We start from the raw sequence: 16,659 nt of genomic DNA, 5'->3' as shown, positions 1-16,659 counted from the left end.
TTTATTTCCCCCTCACTGTAGTTCCAATATGCTCACCTAAAATAACGCGGCGAATGTTTCCTGGTTCATTTAAATTGAAGACAACTAAAGGAATATCATTGTCCATACTTAGTGAGCTTGCGGTTGAATCCATTACTTGAAGACCTTTTGCAATCACATCTAAATGTGTTAATTCTTCATATTTAACAGCAGTATCATCTAATTTTGGATCTGCAGAGTAAACACCATCAACATTATTTTTTGCCATTAAAATTACGTCAGCATTAATTTCTGCTGCGCGCAATGCAGCTGTAGTATCCGTTGAAAAGTAAGGATTGCCTGTTCCACCAGCAAAAATGACAATCCGGCCTTTTTCAAGGTGACGTTCTGCTCGTCTGCGAATATATGGTTCTGCAATTTGACGCATTTCAATTGAAGTTTGCACACGGGTTGGTACCCCTTCGTTTTCCAAGGTATCTTGGAGTGCTAGAGCATTCATGACGGTTGCTAACATTCCCATGTAATCCGCTTGTGCTCTTTCCATTCCCATTTGGGCACCAATTTGTCCCCGCCAAATATTGCCGCCACCGACAACAATCGCCATTTCGACACCAAGTTCATGGACATCTCTAATTTCTTTGACAATTTCTTTAATAGTTGGTGGTTTAATGCCGAAGCCTTCATCGCCTGCTAATGCTTCCCCACTTAATTTTAGGACTACTCGTTGATATTTTGGTTTAACCATTTTGCTTCCTCCGTATCTTCTACTGACTATTGTAGCATAGATCAGAATAATCTTTGCACCTTTGTCAGTCTTTGCCGTTATTTTTATAACTGGCTTTAAAAAAAGGGAGCGCATAAAATGCGTTCCCTACTATTCAATTGAATAGAATTATTTTTTAACTTGGCTCATAACTTCTTCAACAAAGTTATCTTCGCGTTTTTCGATACCTTCGCCAACTTCAAAGCGAACAAATGATTTCACTGTCGCGCCTTTTGAAGCAACGTATTTGGAAACAGTCATATCTGGATCTTTAACAAATGGTTGGTCAACTAAAGAAATTTCAGCTTTGAATTTCTTCAAGCGGCCTTCAACCATTTTTTCAACGATATTAGCTGGTTTGCCTTCGTTTAAAGCTTGTTCAGTTAAAACATTTTTTTCATGTTCTAACTCTTCAGCTGGAATTTGTGATTCGTCAACGTAACGTGGGTTGATAGCTGCAACGTGCATTGCAACATCTTTTGCAACTGCTTCGTCAGTTGTACCATCTAAAACAGTTAATACAGCGATACGTCCACCCATGTGTAAGTAGCCGCCAAATGCTGCATTATCATCTTTTTCAACAACTTCAAAACGACGGAAGCTGATTTTTTCGCCGATAACTTGAGTTGCTTCGATTAATGAAGATTCAACTGTACCTTTAGCAGTTTCTAATTTCATAGCAGCTTCCATGTCAGATGGTTTGTTTGCTGCTACTAATTCAGCGATTTCTTTAACTAGATCTTGGAACATTTCGTTTTTAGAAACAAAGTCAGTCTCTGAGTTTACTTCTACAACTGCTGCAACGTTACCGTTTACAGCAACAGAAGCCAATCCTTCCGCTGCGATACGGTCATTTTTCTTAGCAGCTTTGGCCATACCTTTTTCTCTTAATAAATCTACGGCTTTTTCAATGTCGCCTTCAACTTCTACTAATGCACGTTTTGCATCCATCATACCGACACCTGTCATGTCGCGTAATTCTTTAACCATTTTAGCTGTAACGTCTGCCATTTTGTGGTTCCTCCTCGAAATTTGTTGCAGATAGTCTGCATTTTCTTTAAAAAAAGCTGTTTCAAAGGAGAGTGAGGCTTGCCGCCTAGCCTTTGAAACAGCTCCGTGTCAAAAATTATTTAACTAAAATTATTCAGCTTGGTTGTCGCCTTCAACAACGTCAACGATTTCTTCGATTGAAGTTGTGCCTTCAGCATCTTCTGATACGAAAGTTTCTTCAACAACTTGGTCTTCACCTTGGTTGCCTTCGATTAAAGCGTCAGCCATTTTAGCTGTGATTAATTTAACGGCGCGAATCGCATCATCATTTGATGGGATTACAACATCGATTTCATCTGGATCACAGTTTGTATCAACCATCGCTACGATTGGAATATTCAATTTACGAGCTTCTTGAACAGCAATACGTTCTTTACGAGGATCAACGATGTACATTACATCTGGAATACGTGGCATATCTGCGATACCACCTAAGAATTTTTCAAGACGTTCGCGTTCTTTGTTTAAGCCCACAACTTCTTTTTTAGGTAGTACTTCAAAAGTACCGTCTTCTTCCATTTTGTTGATTTGTTTCAAACGAGCTACACGTTTTTGGATTGTTTCCCAGTTAGTCAACGTACCACCTAACCAACGATGGTTAACGTAGAATTGACCAGCACGCGTTGCTTCTTCTTTGATAGCTTCTTGTGCTTGTTTTTTAGTACCAACAAACAATGCAACGCCGCCTTCTTCAGCAACGTTTTTCATGTAGTCGTATGCTACATCTACTAACTTAACTGTTTTTTGTAAGTCGATAATGTAGATACCATTACGTTCTGTGAAGATATATTTCTTCATTTTTGGGTTCCAGCGACGAGTTTGGTGACCAAAGTGTACGCCGGCTTCTAGCAATTGTTTCATTGAGATTACTGCCATGTTTTTGTTTCCTCCAATTTGGTTTTTCCCTTTCAAAAACGTCAAGCTCTTTGGCAGACTTTACTATTTGTAAAGCACCCTGTCTCAGATCCGTTTTTGATGTGGATTTTTTAGCTGTAGAGTCTTCACCCCACAACATTTGCTATTATACCGATAAAGGTCTTTAGTTTCAAGCATGAAATCACCATTTTTAAATTTTATCTTGATAAAGGTGAAAAAGTGTAACGTATTCGCAGCTAGAATAAGATATATTTCTCTTTTTAAATGTTATTATTTTCGTTAATTTAGTATTTTGAAAAAGACAGATAATTCAAACATATCTTAATAAATCGCATTAATTCGCATAAAGTTAAATTAACAATTCCTTTGATGTATAAAAAATCATTAATACTACTATCTTAAAAGTACTTATTTTGTTATGATGAGATTGCAAATTTTTATTAAAGGAGCAAACCGATGCGTAAAGCTGATCGTCATTTATTAATTAAACAAATTGTTAGCAATCAAACCGTTCGTACACAAGAAGAGCTTTTAAATATTTTGGAAAGTCATGGTGTGACAGCTACACAAGCAACAATTTCGCGAGATATCCGCGATTTAAAAATTATCAAGGTACCTGATGAAAATGGTGTCGCCCGTTTTGAAATTTTTCAAGGAGACCGCTTTGAAGGAGATGGCCGTGAAGAAGAACGCCGCCTCATTCATATGGTCGAAGATGTCGTTGTTAAAGTGGAACGCGTTCAATTTTTAACGATTATCGTCACTATCCCGGATAACGCCCAAGTCTTATGTGCTTTAATTGACGATATCGATGTACCTGAAAAAGTCACCACTATTGCTGGTTTTGACACTGTCATTGTTATCTCGCGAACAGAAGAAGACGCACTCAAAATTGAAGAATATTTTAAATCTCATATTATCGCTTAAAACTAACTAAAAAATCCCAATAGCATAAATAAAGATATACTCCTGAAATTTAGCTTATACTAAATTTGCCACTGTATTTCTTTATTAACTATTGGGATTTTTTTATTAACTTAGAACCTTTTGCAAGCTAACTTTGTACATTTCAATGCTACAATTAATCTATAATAAAAATTTAAATACAAGAATAAAGGAGGAATTTTTTATGCACTGGGCTTTTCAAATTGCACAAGCACTAATAAGAAAATACCCTGACAAAAAGACACCCATTACTTGTGCTTCTGGGGTTAGTCCTTCTGGCTACATTCATGTCGGTAATTTTCGCGAAATTGTCACCACCTATTTTGTCACGCAGGCACTACACTTTTTAGGTGCTACTCCCCGTTATATTTTATCATGGGATGATTATGATCGTTTACGAAAGATTCCTAAAAATGTTACCGGGGTCACAGCAGAAAAAATTGGAATGCCCTACACTAAAATAGCCCCTCCTAGTCAGGCATCTGAATCCGTTTATTCCTATGGTGATTATTTTGAAAATTTGTTTATCCATGATTTAAAACAAATGCATATCACACCAGAATTTATCTTTGAAACAACGGCTTATGAAAGCGGCGCTTATGATGCAGATATCGCCTTAGCCTTAAGCAAACGTAAAGAAATATATGATATTTTAAGCCGTTTCCGTACCGAAAAAGCCGACAATTTAGAAAGAGAAAGCTATTATCCAATCTCTTTATACTGCGACAACTGCTATCACGACACGACAACAATTACCCACTATGATGAAAAAACACAACGTATTTCTTATACTTGTCACAATTGCGGTCACGTTGCCAAACAACAAATTGGACAAAAACAACGGATTAAACTTCACTGGAAAATCGACTGGCCAATGCGATGGCGTTATGAAAAAGTTGCTTTTGAACCCGGAGGTAAAGATCATTCTTCAAAAAATGGGAGTTTTGATGTTGCTAAAGCAATTGCTGCTGAAATTTTTGAATGGCACGCCCCCATGTACCAGCCTTATGATTTTGTAAACATTAAAGGTCAAACCAAAAAGATGTCTAGCTCTGCTGGCAATATTTTGACATTACCAGACTTATTATCTATTTATACACCAGAGCTGGTTTTCTATTTATACGGAAAATATCAGCCAAAAGCGCAATTTGATCTAGGTCTTGATGATGATGTTTTGCGCAACTACAAAGAATTTGAACAACTGGTTACAAAAGCTAAAAATAATCAACTAGATGAAACCCGCCACCAATTATTACAATTAACTGGTGTGAATTTAAAAGAAAATTATCCTGAATTTGGCCATGTAGTTAGCATCTTAGCCCTTACCGCCAATAACGATTCATTAGCTAAGGAATTATTGCAAAAAGAAGCTGCTTATTCAGAAGCCGCAATTGATTACATCTTGCCTCGTGCACAGTATTGGATTGAAAATGATGCCCAAAACCGTCTGATTACAATCAATGACACCAAAAATTTTGCAGCCTATCAAAAACTTTCGGATGAAGTAAAAGAAGAAATAGAAAAATTTCGTCAAATACTTCCGCAAGCAAATGATTTAGCAGCTGCAGATTTCATGCAAAAAATTTACGATTTATCCGATACCAGCGATAAAAAAACGAAACGCAGCAAACAAAAAGAACTCTTTACCGCCCTTTATCAATTGACTTTAAATCAAGATCACGGACCGCGAATACCATTATTGATAAAAGTAATTGGGATTAAAAAAATGCAACAATTGCTTCAATTTGAGCAATCGTGATGAATAATACACTAACCGGACTTGATCATTTGACAGTACTTTTGTTTGTGGGTTTAGCCATCACTGGCTTTTTACTTTTGCTGGCCATTTTATTACAAATTACCAGCGGCCTTTTTTGGGCCCGATCACCCCAAAAATTCAAAGAAGACGTAACAAAGTCTGCCTATAAAAAAGAAAGGGAAATTGGCCTGAGAATTAGCCACCTAATCTTTGTTGTGGTTCCGCCGTTTTTTGTCGCTTTTTTGCTAATATTATGCTGGCTACTACTTAAATAGTCACAACAATTTTTATTAAAATCCACGCTTATAAGTAAATGACATCTTTACGTATAAGCTAGCTTTTTATTATATTGAAACCTACGGGAAATAAAACAGCGGGAAAAGTCATTAGAAACGACTTTTCCCGCTGTTTTTACGGTAATTTATTACATTTTCTCAGGCGCATGTAATCCTAATAGACGTAAATCTTCTTTTAGTAAAACGGTAACTGCATAAACTAAAGCTAAACGAGCATCCTTTTGATCATCGTCTGCTAAAATCTTCACATTCGCATAGTATTTGTTAAACGCTTGTGCCAATTTAATTGCATGTTTGGCAATGACAGATGGTTCATAATTAGCAGCTGCTTTTAAGATTGTTTCTGGGTATTGTTGAATTAATTTTACAACTTCCCAAGATGCTTCATCATTTAGTTTGTAATCAGCTGCTTCATTTGGTGTAAAGCCAGCTTTAGCCAAAATGCTCATTGCACGAGCGTGTGTGTATTGTACGTATGGTCCTGTTTCACCTTCAAAACGAACAACTTCTTCTAACGTGAAGTCAAAGGTATTTAAACGATCATTTTTAAGATCGTGGAAAATAACTGCCCCCACACCAACTTGTTTTGCTACTTCATCTTTATTTTCCAAGTCAGGATTTTTTTCAGAGATTTGTTCTTTGGCTGAATCAATCGCTTGATTTAACACTTCTTCTAGTAAGACAATTTTACCTTTACGGGTAGACAATTTCTTACCACCTTGAGTAATTAAACCAAAGGCAATGTGATGCATATCATCAGACCAGTCAAAGCCCATTTCTTTTAAGACTGCTTTTAATTGTTTAAAGTGATAACTTTGTTCATTTCCGACAACATAAATGGATTGCGCAAAGTCATACGTGCGCTTGCGGTATAACGCTGCCGCTAAGTCACGGGTAATATAAAGTGTAGCGCCATCTGACTTACGAATTAACGCTGGATTTAAATCATAAGCAGATAAGTCAACGATTTCAGCCCCACGGTCTTCTTTTAACAAATGTTTTTCTTCTAATAATTCAATGATTTCATCCATCTTGTCATTGTAGAAAGCTTCACCGTTTAATGAGTCAAACTTCACTTCCAACATGTCATAAATCTTATTGAATTCTTTCATTGACTCATCACGGAACCATTGCCATAAAGAAACCGCTTCTTTATCGCCGTCTTCTAATTTTTTGAACCATGCCCGCGCTTCATCGTCTAATTCAGGTTGTGTTTCTACTTCTTCGTGGAATTGCACGTATAAACGTAATAACTCGTTGATTGGTTCAGATTTTACAGCTTCTTCAGAACCCCATTTTTTATAAGCAACAATTAATTTACCAAATTGCGTACCCCAGTCACCTAAGTGGTTAATACGAATTGGGTTGTAGCCGATTTTTTCCATAATAAAACCAATTGAATTTCCGATAACCGTTGAACGTAAATGTCCCATTGAAATCGGCTTGGCAATGTTGGGTGAAGACAAATCGATTGGTACATTACGATTTTCACCTATATTGGCATCCCCATAATGTTCTTTTTCTTTGACAACAGTCGCTAAAACTTTTTCAGAAATAGCACCTTTATTCATAAAGAAGTTTAAGTATGGACCTACTACTTCGATTTTTTCAAAGTTTTTGCCATCAATTTTTTCCGCTAATTCTGGTGCAATTTGTTGTGGCGCTTTTTTATACGCTTTAGCTAAAGCAAAGGCTGGAAAAGCAACATCCCCATGATCAGCTGATTTTGGATTTTCCAATAATTTTTCGATTTGCTCCATGGTTAAATCATCTTTTAATACATTATAAAGCGCTTTTGCTACGACATCTTTGTTGTTCATCTGATATCCTCCTTAGATTAAAATGAGTTAAAAACTCATCAGTTACCCTTATTTTACAATTTAATGATCACCAAAGCCACTTAGAGCTTTAGTTATTCTTGATTTTGTCAATAAAAAAAGCCCCTAACGATAATCGTTAGAGACGAGACTTCCCGCGGTACCACTCTTGTTGTTTGAATACTCAAACCAGCTTCTTCTATAACGGTAGATCGCCGTCTGCTACATGCAGATTTTCCCAAGTGCGTTTCTTATTTGTCTTCTTGCTTGGCTCACACCCGCCCAAACTCGCTAAATTTCCAACAAACAATACTCTCTTGTTCACAAAATCAATTATTAAACTGACACTGATTATAACAAATACTTTTTTTTCTGGCTAGTCTTTTTATCATTATTTTAAATGAAAAAGTATTTTCTTTCATTTCTTTGTTTAAAATTGTATTTTTACTAATTAGATTTCAAAAAATATCCCCACTGTACCCTAAAGGAGAAAAATGTACAGCAGAGATATTTTTTAGCAAATTAACTATTAGTCGGCAACTACAATCGTGCCATCTTCATTAGCCAATAAGTTTTCAATATTTTCCAATGAAGTGATGATTGCTTTACCTTCAGGACGAGCTTCAACAAATTCAATACATGCTTGTACTTTAGGCAACATACTGCCTGGAGCAAATTGATTTTCTTGAATGTATTGTTTCATTTCTGAAACTGTCACGCGTTCTAATTTCTTTTGATCTGGTTTTTGATAATTTACATACACATTGTCAACACCAGTCAAGACGATTAGAAGGTCTGCTTTAATGATTTCAGCTAATTTTTCAGAAGCGAAATCTTTGTCAATTACAGCTTCGCGACCTTCCAAACCTTTTGCAGTTTCCACAACAGGAATACCGCCACCACCAACAGAAATTGTCACCACACCTTGATCTACTAAGCTTTCGATCACGCGTGCTTCTTTAATTGAAAGTGGTTTTGGTGATGCAACAACTTTACGCCAGCCTCGCCCTGCATCTTCTTTAAAAGTAGCATTGCCCGCTTGCATTTGTTGTTTGGCTTCTTCTTCAGTGAAGAATGGACCAACTGGTTTACTTGGATTATTAAAAGATGGATCGTCTTCTGCCACAATAACTTGGGTCACTAAAGAAACAACATCTTTATCAATACCTTTTTCTTTTAAGATAGCGCCCATTTCATTTTGCAACCAGTAACCAATTGAACCTTCTGTCATAGCAACACAAGTATCTAAAGGCATAGCTGGTGTTTTTTCAGAGTCCGCTGCCGCTTGTTGGATTAATAAGTTCCCAACTTGGGGACCATTACCATGGGAGATGATTAATTCATCCCCTTGTTCGATAAATTGAACTAAATATTTTGCAGTTTCTTTTAATGCATTTTGTTGTGCTTGTGCAGTTGCGTCATCAGATAAGATTGCATTACCACCTAAAGCTACAACGACTTTACGTTTTGCCATAATTATCGCTCCTCGTAAGAAATTTTGACAGTTTTTAGAAACACCAAAACAAGCCAGCTCTTTTGACAGGCAAAAGGCTCAAAGAACTGACTCGTCTTAGTTAAAGTAGGTTTTAATTTAGTAGCGATTAAGCACGTGGAATAAACAGATTACCTAATGTCGCAGCCATAATAGCTTTGATTGAGTGCATGCGGTTTTCCGCTTGATCAAATTGACGCGCATATTTAGAACGGAAGACTTCATCTGTAACTTCCATTTCAGTAATGCCAAATCTTTCTTTCATTTGTTCGCCATATACAGTGTTTGTATCATGGAATGCTGGTAAGCAGTGTAAGAAGATTAAGCGATCTGTATTATGTGTTTTTTCAACTAATTCCATGTTGATTTGGTAAGGACGCAATAATTTGATACGTTCTTCAAATTTGTCTTCTTCACCCATTGATACCCAAACATCGGCATACAATACATCAGCGCCATCAACGCCTTTATCAACATCGTCTGTTACCATTAATTTAGCACCAGATTTTTCAGCAAACTCTTGTGCCATTTTTTGAATTTCTTCTTCCGGTTGTAATTCTTTTGGTGCTACGATACGTACGTTTGTACCTAAAATCGCACCTGTTACTAACAATGAGTTTGCCATGTTATTACGGCCATCTCCACAGTAAGCTAATGTAATATCTTCAACTGTGCCAAAGTTTTCTTGGATTGTTAAGAAGTCGGCAATCATTTGTGTTGGATGCCATTCGTCTGTCAAACCATTCCAAACTGGAACGCCTGAAAACTCAGCCAACTCTTCAACCATTTTTTGGCTGAATCCGCGGAATTCAATTCCGTCAAACATACGACCCAATACTTTTGCAGTATCTTCTGTAGATTCTTTTTTACCTAATTGAATATCATTTGCACCAAGGTATTCCGGATGTGCACCTAAATCAATTGAAGCTGTAGTAAAAGCAGCCCGTGTCCGTGTAGAAGTTTTTTCAAATAAAAGTGCAATATTTTTACCTTCTAAGTAGCGATGTGGAATCCCACGTTTTTTAAGATCTTTCAAATGTTCAGAAAAATCGATTAGATATTGTAATTCTTCTTTTGTAAAATCTTTTTCTGCTAACAAGCTTCTTCCTTGGAATACTGATTCTTTCATAAGTTGAGCTCTCCTTTAGTTAGTTTTCATTTGGTCCGCAAGACGGCTTACAGCCGCCCGCAGAACCAATTCATACCTTTATTTTTTTAGATCTTCACGTACTAATGGTTGACTCATGCAACGAGGGCCACCACGACCGCGTGATAATTCTCCTGAATGGATTTCTAACACTTTAATACCATAGCTACGTAGAATTTCGTTTGATACATAGTTACGATTATACGTTACTACTACAGCTGGTGCAATTGCTAAGGTATTTGAACCGTCATTCCATTGTTCACGAGGTGCAACGATTGCATCGCCATCACCGGTTGGAATTAATACCAAATCATCTAAATGTAATAAATCTTTTAATGTACCGTGTAAGTCATTTGTTTGTGTGATTGTGATATCGTCGCCATTTGGTTCTAAAATGAAGCAATCGATTTTACCATCAGCATCTTGAATAGCTGGATGAATCGTAAATTTATCGTAATCTACCATTGTAAATACAGTATCCAAATGCATCATTGCACGGTTGTTTGGAATTTTAATTGCTAGAACTTTTTCAAAGCCAGCATGTTTAGCAAACATATTGCGCGCTAATTTTTCCAAAGTTTTCGCATTTGTCCGTTGTGAAATACCAACTGCTAATACTTCATGGCTAAGAACTAATTCGTCCCCACCTTCAATATGGCCTTCAGCTTCACGGTCTAACCAAACATCAACTTTGCCTGCAAAACGTGGATGATGATTTAAAATATATTCTGTAAATAATGATTCACGACGACGTGCTTCAAAAGTCATCTTGTTAACAGTCATGCCGTTACCAATTGATGCAGAAGGGTCGCGAGTGAAGTATAGGTTAGGCATTGGATCCATGTAAAATGGATATTCATCGTCAGCAGATAAATCTAGTAATGAACGAGATTTAACATCGATTTCTTTTGTACGTACCCCAGCCATGATTTTATCAACCATGTCTTGTGTTTCCATACTAAGCAGATATTCGAACAATCCTTGACGGACAGCTGCTGAATCAATATGAGATTCATCTAAGATGCGGTTTAAGAATTCTTCTTTCACATTACCAGCATCAATAGCTTCTGTTGATAATTTTTCTAAATACAGAGTTTCTGCACCATTGTCTTGTAAAACTTTGGCGAACTCGTCATGCTCTGCTTGGGCATTTGGCAAATATGGAATATCGTCAAATAATAAACGATCCATAATGTCTGGAGTTAAGTTTTCAACTTCTGCGCCAGGTCTTTTCAATAGAACAGTGTTTAGTTTTCCGATTTCGGAAAACACGTGAATTGGTTTGTCCATTTTTTATTGCCTCCTCGTTATTGATTACATTAATAGATTAACTCTTAAAAGAAAGGGCTTTCAAATTTATCTAACATTATAAAGGAGAAATATTTCACATTATATTAGATGTTATTTATATTTACCCGATTAATGAATGAAACAATCATAACAGAAGATATATTTATTCATTTTGAACGAAAAAAAAATATTTATTCATTTGGATTTTTTTTTTGCATATAGAATATTTTCTTTATTTTAAAGGTCTAGATAATTTGAAAACGCATACTTTTCAGCGGTTTTTGTATATTTTCGGTATGCAAAACCTTGTTTTATTCATTTTTGCCATTTTCACTCAATAAAAATCCGACTTACATTCTCATATTATTTTTTTGCTGAAATCTGCCCTTTGCACCTTATTTTTCCCTTTACAAACCAAAGGAAAAAGGCAACAATATAAACTAGAGAAAAAAAGTGTAAAAAAGGAGTTAGCCAGTTATGTATGCCGATAAGGTAGACTATCAATTTTCCCGTTTAAGATACCAAGCAGATTTTGAACACCTTACTGATGACGAATTCCAACTTTTAAAGGCCAATGTTTTATTACGTTCTTATAAAAAAGGACAAGTACTCTTTGACGAAGGGGATGCAAGAGACCGACTGTATTATGTCGTTGCTGGTTTGGTACGAATTGAACGCTATGATGAAAGTGCAACTTACTACTATTATGATTACGTAACCAATTACAGTGTTTTTCCTTTGGGAGGCGTTTTTGAAGCAGAAGTTTACACCCATAGTGCTCAAGCCATGACTGACATTGAAACCTTCTATTTTCCTACCCAAATTTATGAACAAATTTGCCAAAAGAACAACCAGCAGTTACTTTACCTTATAAAAAAGCAAAATAAAATTATCGAAAGCCATCAATTACGCCTACAAACGGGCTTAACTTCAAATGCTCACGATCGTGTAACCCAAAATCTCTACATATTAAAACGAGAGTTAGGACAACCAGAATCCAAAACCAAAGTCACGATTCCATTTCCAATTACTTTAAAAGAATTAGCTGTTAATAGTGGTACTACCCGTGAAACAGCAGGTCAAGTCATTAAAAAGCTAAAAGAAAAAGGTTTAATTGATTATGAAAAAAAAATATTCACTTTTTATGAAGATGTAATCAAATAGCCTAGTCAAATTATAAAAACGGATGATTTAGCCTATGCCAAATCATCCGTTTTTATATTTGTAAATGTAAGCCAGAAAAAAGCCACTTAAAAAGTTTGACTTCATTTCCCCCAAAAATCCATCAAGAATCTTAAATGTTTTAGTTCTAGCTTACATCAATAAGTGTACCGTAATTGTAATTTTCTTTTTTTCAAATTAATTGCGGATTAAAAACTCCTTTTGAAAAAATCAGGCTAATTCCAAACCCGGTTTAGCATTTAGAAAATAGTTGCCAAAATGTTGTTTTGCTAATTCTACATGAGCGGCAGCACCAATCATTGCAGCATTATCTCCACATAAACGCAATGGCGGTACAATTAATTCAACGCCTGGAGCTTCTTTGGGCAATACTTCACCTAAACGTTCTCGCAGCCCCTGATTGGCTGCAACGCCACCAGCAACAACTAATTGTTTAACTGGCCAATTTTGACAAGCACGGATTGTTTTTGCAGTTAAAACATCCACGACGCTGGCTTGAAAACTTGCAGCTAGATCTTCTTTTGCTAACACTTCACCTTTTTGATCTGCATTGTGCACTAAATTAATAAAGGCACTTTTTAAACCGCTAAAACTAAAATCATAATTATCCTCATGGATCATTGCGCGAGGAAAATGAAACGTATCTTTCCCCAGATGAGCAAGCTGATCTAGTTCTTTACCGCTAGGGTAACTTAAACCTAAGACGCGTCCTACTTTATCGTAGGCTTCACCACAAGCGTCATCTCGGGTTTCACCAATAATTTCATAAGAGCCGTCTTCAGCCATGTAAACTAACTCCGTATGCCCACCACTAACAAGTAAAGCCATTAAAGGAAATTCTAATGGTTTTACTAACCGTGCTGCATAAATATGTCCTGCCATATGATTTACAGGAATTAACGGTAATTGGTGCGCCCAGGCAAACGCCTTGGCCGCTGCGATTCCAATTAAAAGCGAGCCGACTAAACCAGGACCATACGTTACCGCCACAGCAGTTAAATCTTTTGGTGTAACTTGTGCTTCACTTAACGCATCTTGTAAACAAAGCGTAATTTGCTCCACATGATGACGACTTGCAACTTCTGGCACAACGCCACCAAAACGTTGGTGACTTTTAATTTGGGAAGCAACAATATTACTTAATATTTCATGACCGTCTTTAATCACTGCAACACTTGTTTCATCACAGCTACTTTCAACGGCTAAAATTAATTCAGAACTCATTTGTTTGAATTGGCCCCACTTTCTTTAGCATAATTAAGGCATCTTCCCGTGGATTTTGATAATAATCTGCCCGTCGACTAATAACCTTATAACCATGCGCTAAATAGAGATTTTTGGCAGAAAAATTTCTTACCCGTACCTCTAAAAAAAATTGATTTACTGACGGAATTTTATCCACTAACTTCATTAAAAAACCGCCGTAACCTTTATTTTGTGTTGCAGGATGAACGGCCACATTGGCAATTTCAACTTCATCAATAATTTTTTGATAAGCCAAAAAAGCTACTATTTGTCCTTTTTCTTCTATAATAAAATAATTGGTTGCAGCATTTTTTAAATCAGCGAGATATTGCTCTTTTTTCCAAGGACTTCCTGTTTGATAGGCAGCCTCTGCAATGTTATACAATGAATCTGCCAGTTCCGTCAAGTTGTAGTCCTTTTTTTCTTTAATCTTAAAATCAGTCAATGTATTTCACCATATCCAATGCATCTTCATTTGTTTGATCATAATAGGCGGTTTTAATTGCGCGTGAAACATACCCTAATTTGCGGTATAGGCGTTGCGCATCGCGATTACTTAACCGAACTTCCAAAGACATGGTCAAACAACCATTTTTTTTAGCAAAATGTTCCAACTCTTGTAATAAAAATGTGCCAATGCCACTTCCTTGAAAATCTGGATCAACGGCAATATTGGTGATATGGGCATCATTGCCAATAATACGGCATCCGCCAAAAGCTAAAATAGCTTCAGCTTCCACACATAAATACAAATGTGGTAGCGGTGAAATTAATTCTGACAAAAATGCTGATTTAGTCCAAGGTAACTTGCCATGGTAAACATTCCTTTCCACTGCTAAAAGCGCTTTGATGTCGTCATTTGTCACTTCGCGAACAAACCAGGCTGCATGTCCTGGATAAATCCTTTTTGGATAGCCTGCACTTTTAAAAGGTGGTTTTGGAAAAAGAGCTTTAAATTTTTTCAACATAATTTTCGTCACCTGACCAATCTTTGTGGGCAGCCAGCCATTTTTCTTCTGCTTCGACACGTTTTAAATATAGCGGTGAAAAAGTGTCAATATTGGTCACTGGTGCTTTTTTGGCACCCAATTCTGCTAAAACTGCCCCACTGGGAAGTTGCCAATGGGAAATTTTATTTATTTTTGCAGTGGGTAAACTTTCACTTATCTCCGCTGCAAACTTTGCCACATCTTCTCCGACAAATAAAATGTCATGTTCATTTTTCAACTGTACTAGTAAATCTGCTAGTGCCATATGGCGATCTGCTTGAATCATTTGCAATTCATCTGCAACCCATTGATAAAGGCCAGTGTATACATTGTTTCTTCTTGCATCAAATAATGGGACAATAACGCCTGCATAATTACGGCAACTGGCGGCAATTAAAGCCAAACTAGAAACACCAACCAACTCACAATGTAGTGTATCTGCTAGTGTTTTTGCTGTTGTGACACCAATTCTAAGCCCCGTGTAAGATCCAGGTCCCTGGGCAACTACGATGCGCTCAATTTCTTGTGGGGTTAATGCAACTTTTTCCATTAGCTCAGCAATAGCGGGCATTAACGTCACACTATGATTTTTATTAACATTTGTTGTAATTTCGCCTAAGACGATGTTTTCAGCCATCACGCTGACTGTTAAGGTTTTATTTGATGTATCAAAAGCCAATATCTTCACGGTGCTATCCTCTCCTTTAACTCTAGTGTATTTTACCACAAATTTAAAAAAGTTAAATAAACCTGCGTAGAGCCAATAAAAAATGCTACCGTCAGATATAAAACAACTGCGGTAACATCTTTCAACTAGTTTGTTTGTAATGTTGACTCTCTTAAAATCAGTTTCGTGCCAATTGTAATCTTGCGTGGCACGGGTGCTTCATCTTTTTCAATTTGTACCATCGTTTCTAAAGCTAATTCTCCCATCCACTCTGTCGGTACTTGAATGGTAGACAAAGCAGGCGTTACATATTTGGCCACGCTAACATCATTAAAACCAATAACTGAAATATCTGCCGGTACTTTTAAGCCTGCCTCGTGAATGGCTTTTAATGCCCCAACTGCCATTGCATCACTTGCGGCAAATAGTGCGCTGGGAATTTCTTTTTCAGACTGTAAAAATTTTTTAACGGCTTGATAGCCACCTTCAACTGTAAAATCCCCTGTGATTTCATACTGTGAATTTAAAAGCTTCAATTGCCGCAACCGTTCAGTAAACAAACGCAAACGAGGGTCAGCAATTTCATTATGATAATCTTTCGTAAACTCTACACCAGCTAAAATAGCGATCTTTTCATGCCCTTCTTTGATGAAATGATCAATGACTAAATCTACTGCCTGATGAAAGTCAACAACTAAAGAATCAAACCCAGCTGACATTCCATCATAATCCACAAATAAAAGTGGTTGCTTCATTTTCTTTAGCGTTTTAATATGTTTGGCATCAAATTTTCCCAATGCGATGATCCCATCGGTTTTTGTATCAGAAAGTTCAGATAAAGATTCTTTTACCAATTGTATGTTTAATTCTTCTGCTTTTCGTTCAATGCCTAAACGAATCGCCAAATAATACAAATCTTCCAATTCCTCTTCGTCGTTATACCACTGAACTAAGCGTAAGACTTGGTCTGCTTTTTTTTGCTTGTTTTTATATTTCGTATAATTGAGAGCTTCTGCTGCTTCAAAAATTTTCCGTTTGGTATCTTGTCCCACTGAAAGTCCAGCATCATAATTTAAGACTCGCGAAACAGTGGCCGGGGAGACGTTGGCTTTTTGGGCTATATCTTTAATTGTTGCCATGCTACACCTCCTTTAGTTTTATT

16 protein-coding genes and 1 other annotated feature are annotated in these 16,659 nt (G+C 36.7%); of the genes, 4 read left to right on the top strand and 12 right to left on the bottom strand.

Translation table 11 applies throughout. The annotated features are described in order from the left end of the window. Window position 1 precedes the first annotated feature (1 nt). The 3 genes from pyrH to rpsB all read right to left on the bottom strand — a co-directional run bounded on the left by pyrH (window position 2) and on the right by rpsB (window position 2,668). Entirely contained in the window at window positions 2-724 is a 723-nt protein-coding gene (pyrH, locus tag JZO76_RS13745) for a UMP kinase (protein WP_206905747.1), read from the bottom strand. A 147-nt stretch (window positions 725-871) separates the two neighbouring features. Beyond that, entirely contained in the window at window positions 872-1,753 is an 882-nt protein-coding gene (tsf, locus tag JZO76_RS13740; protein WP_206905746.1) for a translation elongation factor Ts, read from the bottom strand. 129 nt (window positions 1,754-1,882) lie between these two features. Beyond that, on the bottom strand, window positions 1,883-2,668 hold the full coding sequence (gene rpsB / locus JZO76_RS13735) for a 30S ribosomal protein S2 (RefSeq protein ID WP_206905744.1): 786 nt from the start codon (window positions 2,666-2,668) through the stop codon (window positions 1,883-1,885). 456 nt (window positions 2,669-3,124) lie between these two features. Between rpsB and JZO76_RS13730 the strand changes: the two genes are divergently transcribed. The 3 genes from JZO76_RS13730 to JZO76_RS13720 all read left to right on the top strand — a co-directional run bounded on the left by JZO76_RS13730 (window position 3,125) and on the right by JZO76_RS13720 (window position 5,647). After that, a complete protein-coding gene (locus JZO76_RS13730; RefSeq protein WP_206905742.1) occupies window positions 3,125-3,595 on the top strand; it encodes an arginine repressor in 471 nt (156 codons plus the stop codon). A gap of 202 nt (window positions 3,596-3,797) precedes the next feature. Further along, window positions 3,798-5,372 carry a lysine--tRNA ligase gene (gene lysS, locus JZO76_RS13725; RefSeq protein WP_206905741.1) on the top strand — a complete coding sequence of 525 codons (1,575 nt, stop codon included), beginning with the start codon at window positions 3,798-3,800 and terminating at the stop codon, window positions 5,370-5,372. Then, on the top strand, window positions 5,372-5,647 hold the full coding sequence (locus JZO76_RS13720; protein ID WP_206905739.1) for a hypothetical protein: 276 nt from the start codon (window positions 5,372-5,374) through the stop codon (window positions 5,645-5,647). Before lysS ends, JZO76_RS13720 begins: the two co-directional genes overlap by 1 nt. Window positions 5,648-5,796: 149 nt before the next feature. Here the strand turns inward: JZO76_RS13720 and argS are convergent, their stop codons facing one another. The 4 genes from argS to arcA all read right to left on the bottom strand — a co-directional run bounded on the left by argS (window position 5,797) and on the right by arcA (window position 11,414). Continuing rightward, window positions 5,797-7,488, bottom strand: a complete 1,692-nt coding sequence (gene argS, locus JZO76_RS13715) for an arginine--tRNA ligase (RefSeq protein WP_206905736.1) — start codon at window positions 7,486-7,488, stop codon at window positions 5,797-5,799. A 135-nt stretch (window positions 7,489-7,623) separates the two neighbouring features. Continuing rightward, window positions 7,624-7,819 (bottom strand) — a binding site (T-box leader). A 195-nt stretch (window positions 7,820-8,014) separates the two neighbouring features. Beyond that, window positions 8,015-8,959 carry a carbamate kinase gene (gene arcC / locus JZO76_RS13710; RefSeq protein WP_206905734.1) on the bottom strand — a complete coding sequence of 315 codons (945 nt, stop codon included), beginning with the start codon at window positions 8,957-8,959 and terminating at the stop codon, window positions 8,015-8,017. A gap of 127 nt (window positions 8,960-9,086) precedes the next feature. Then, on the bottom strand, window positions 9,087-10,106 hold the full coding sequence (argF, locus tag JZO76_RS13705; protein ID WP_206905732.1) for an ornithine carbamoyltransferase: 1,020 nt from the start codon (window positions 10,104-10,106) through the stop codon (window positions 9,087-9,089). A 78-nt stretch (window positions 10,107-10,184) separates the two neighbouring features. Next, window positions 10,185-11,414 carry an arginine deiminase gene (gene arcA, locus JZO76_RS13700; RefSeq protein WP_206905730.1) on the bottom strand — a complete coding sequence of 410 codons (1,230 nt, stop codon included), beginning with the start codon at window positions 11,412-11,414 and terminating at the stop codon, window positions 10,185-10,187. A 477-nt stretch (window positions 11,415-11,891) separates the two neighbouring features. Here arcA and JZO76_RS13695 point away from each other — a divergent pair, with 477 nt between their 5' ends. Continuing rightward, complete coding sequence (locus tag JZO76_RS13695) at window positions 11,892-12,578, top strand: Crp/Fnr family transcriptional regulator (RefSeq protein WP_206905728.1); 687 nt, start codon at window positions 11,892-11,894, stop codon at window positions 12,576-12,578. A 228-nt stretch (window positions 12,579-12,806) separates the two neighbouring features. Here JZO76_RS13695 and tsaD read toward each other — a convergent pair whose 3' ends face one another. The 5 genes from tsaD to JZO76_RS13670 form a co-directional block, all read right to left on the bottom strand. Then, window positions 12,807-13,820 (bottom strand): tRNA (adenosine(37)-N6)-threonylcarbamoyltransferase complex transferase subunit TsaD, encoded by a 1,014-nt coding sequence (gene tsaD, locus JZO76_RS13690; protein ID WP_206905727.1) that lies wholly within the window; start codon window positions 13,818-13,820, stop codon window positions 12,807-12,809. Then, window positions 13,810-14,286, bottom strand: coding sequence for a ribosomal protein S18-alanine N-acetyltransferase (gene rimI / locus JZO76_RS13685; RefSeq protein WP_206905716.1), 477 nt, complete (start codon window positions 14,284-14,286; stop codon window positions 13,810-13,812). Before rimI (JZO76_RS13685) ends, tsaD begins: the two co-directional genes overlap by 11 nt. Next, window positions 14,279-14,809: a ribosomal protein S18-alanine N-acetyltransferase gene (gene rimI / locus JZO76_RS13680; RefSeq protein WP_206905713.1), complete on the bottom strand. Its 531-nt coding sequence runs from the start codon at window positions 14,807-14,809 to the stop codon at window positions 14,279-14,281. Before rimI (JZO76_RS13680) ends, rimI (JZO76_RS13685) begins: the two co-directional genes overlap by 8 nt. Beyond that, a complete protein-coding gene (tsaB, locus tag JZO76_RS13675; RefSeq protein ID WP_206905710.1) occupies window positions 14,793-15,518 on the bottom strand; it encodes a tRNA (adenosine(37)-N6)-threonylcarbamoyltransferase complex dimerization subunit type 1 TsaB in 726 nt (241 codons plus the stop codon). The genes rimI (JZO76_RS13680) and tsaB overlap by 17 nt, the downstream gene beginning before the upstream one ends. A 125-nt stretch (window positions 15,519-15,643) precedes the next feature. After that, complete coding sequence (locus tag JZO76_RS13670; protein WP_206905706.1) at window positions 15,644-16,636, bottom strand: LacI family DNA-binding transcriptional regulator; 993 nt, start codon at window positions 16,634-16,636, stop codon at window positions 15,644-15,646. Window positions 16,637-16,659: the final 23 nt, after the last annotated feature.

Origin of the sequence: Candidatus Enterococcus myersii, assembly GCF_017316025.1 — a bacterium.
In the GTDB taxonomy this organism is placed as follows: domain Bacteria; phylum Bacillota; class Bacilli; order Lactobacillales; family Enterococcaceae; genus Enterococcus_C; species Enterococcus_C montenegrensis.
The sequence above is the reverse complement of the archived record's forward strand: the minus strand, read 5'-3'. Positions and strand labels throughout refer to the sequence as shown.